Raw genomic sequence first — 2,165 nt, 5'->3', positions numbered from 1 at the left:
CGACTTGTGGTTCGCGGCGTTGTTCTTGTGGATGACACCCTTGCTGACGGCCTTGTCCAGCTTCCGGCTCGCGGCAACCAGAGCGGTGGCGGCGGCGTCCTGATCAGCGGACTGGACGGCACCGGTCACGGCGCGGATGGCGGTCTTCAGCTCGGACCGAACCGAGTTGTTGCGCTGGCGTGCCTTCTCGTTGGTGAGGATGCGCTTCTTCTGGGACTTGATATTGGCCACGAAATAACTCTCTTTGTTGAGGAACTTGGTCTTTTGAGGGCAGTCGGTCCGGTCATTGACTGAGCGGCGTGGGGTACCGTAATGGCAACCGGCCCGAGGTGCCCGTCGACCTGCGCGGACACACAGCTATAAATGTTAGCAGATCCGTGGTTCGGACGGCGGATGCGCCGGTGGCCGACACGCCGCCGGTTGCCGCGGGTCAGCGCATGCCGGCTCCGGGCACGCCGGATCAGCTCCAGCCGCGGCGCCGCATGGCGTGGGCAACCTTGTCGAACGAGGCCCGCGGCAGCACGGCTCCTTCGCGCCGGACTCCCGCCGGCTCCAGCTGGAGCACGCGGTCGAGCTTGACTTCGCTGGGCCGGCCCCGGACGTCCCAGGCGCCGGAGCCCAGGTCAAGGTAGTCGTTGTCGCGCTTATGGTCGTTGTTCCGGTCCCGTGTCGTGAGCATGAGCGCCAGCAAATGGCCGCGGTGGTAGCCAATCACCAGGACGGGCCGGTCTTTGCCCCGGGTGTAGTCCTCTTCGTAGGGCACCCAGGTCCAGACGATCTCGCCCGGATCGGGTGAACCGTCGGCTTCGGGGGAGTAGCTGATGGTTCCCGGGCCCCGGTAGTCGCCGGGATAAGCGGAGCGTGACTGCGTGGAGGGTCCGGACCGGCCGGACGCGGACAGTCCCCGGAACGCCCGGACGGCGGTGTTCAGGAGACGGTTGAGTCCCCGCGGTGAGAATGCCATGGCCCTAGGCTACTGAACGACGCAGCGCCGCGGCATCGGCAGGAATGTCCACGGAGCAGGTGCGCGGATACCGGGCGGGCGTGGGACACTTATAGTTGAGCAAATTCAGCGTGCTGGTCGTACCGGCCGCATTGCCGTAGCCCGCTTGTCTGAGAGTAAGGAACCATCTGTGTCACCGATGGCCCGCACCGCGCCGGTGCCTGCCGCCACCGATCCGGCGATCATCAGGAACTTTTGCATCATCGCCCACATCGACCACGGCAAGTCCACTCTTGCCGACCGGATGCTCCAGCTCACCGGCGTGGTCCAGCCGCGCGACATGAAGGCCCAGTACCTGGACCGGATGGACATTGAGCGGGAACGCGGCATCACCATCAAGTCCCAGGCCGTGCGCATGCCGTGGGAGCTCGACGGCGCCAGCTACGCCCTGAACATGATCGACACCCCGGGGCACGTGGACTTCACCTATGAAGTCTCCCGGTCGCTGGCAGCCTGCGAGGGCGCAGTCCTGCTGGTGGACGCAGCCCAGGGGATCGAGGCCCAAACGCTGGCGAACCTCTACCTGGCGATGGAAAACGACCTCGCCATCATCCCGGTGTTGAACAAAATCGACCTGCCGGCCGCGCAACCGGAAAAGTATGCAGCCGAGCTGGCGAACCTGATCGGCGGCGATCCCGAGGACGTGCTGAAGGTCTCCGGCAAGACCGGCGTCGGCGTCGAAGCTCTGCTGGACAAGATCGTGCGCGACCTGCCCGCCCCCACCGGGGACGCAGATGCCCCTGCCCGCGCCATGATCTTCGACTCGGTCTACGACACGTACCGCGGTGTGGTCACTTACGTGCGGGTGGTCGACGGCAAGCTCTCGCCGCGCGAACGCATCCAGATGATGTCCACCAGGGCCAGCCACGAGCTGCTCGAGATCGGTGTCAGCTCGCCGGAGCCGACGCCGTCCAACGGCCTGGGCGTCGGGGAAGTCGGCTACCTGATCACCGGGGTGAAGGACGTCCGGCAGTCCAAGGTGGGCGACACGGTCACCAATCTGGCCAAGCCGGCGGCGGAGTCGCTGGGCGGCTACGCGGATCCCAAGCCCATGGTCTTTTCCGGGCTCTACCCGATCGACGGCACGGACTATCCGGTCCTGCGCGACGCACTGGACAAACTCAAGCTCAACGACGCGGCACTGATCTACGAGCCGGAGACC

The 2,165-nt window shown here is 65.9% G+C and carries 3 protein-coding genes; 1 reads left to right on the top strand and 2 read right to left on the bottom strand.

What is annotated here, in order from left to right; genetic code table 11:
* Positions 1 to 231: 30S ribosomal protein S20 (rpsT, locus tag AC5RWT_RS36740; RefSeq protein WP_494084518.1), on the bottom strand; the 231-nt coding region annotated here is incomplete at its 3' end.
* Between the two features lie 229 nt (positions 232 to 460).
* Complete coding sequence (locus AC5RWT_RS36735) at positions 461 to 964, bottom strand: type II toxin-antitoxin system PemK/MazF family toxin (protein WP_494084517.1); 504 nt, start codon at positions 962 to 964, stop codon at positions 461 to 463.
* A 169-nt stretch (positions 965 to 1,133) separates the two neighbouring features.
* On the opposite strand from AC5RWT_RS36735, the gene AC5RWT_RS36730 reads away from it, so the two are divergent.
* Positions 1,134 to 2,165, top strand: a 1,032-nt coding sequence (locus AC5RWT_RS36730; RefSeq protein ID WP_494084516.1) for a GTP-binding protein, incomplete at its 3' end; no start/stop codon positions are given.

The sequence above is a fragment of the Arthrobacter sp. Dra40 genome (assembly GCF_059091905.1).
The sequence above is the reverse complement of the archived record's forward strand: the minus strand, read 5'-3'. Positions and strand labels throughout refer to the sequence as shown.

Coding starts and splice junctions, on each gene's coding strand:
- AC5RWT_RS36735 (WP_494084517.1), bottom strand. CDS start 964: ATGGCATTCTCACCGCGGGGACTCAACCGTCTCCTGAACACCGCCGTC.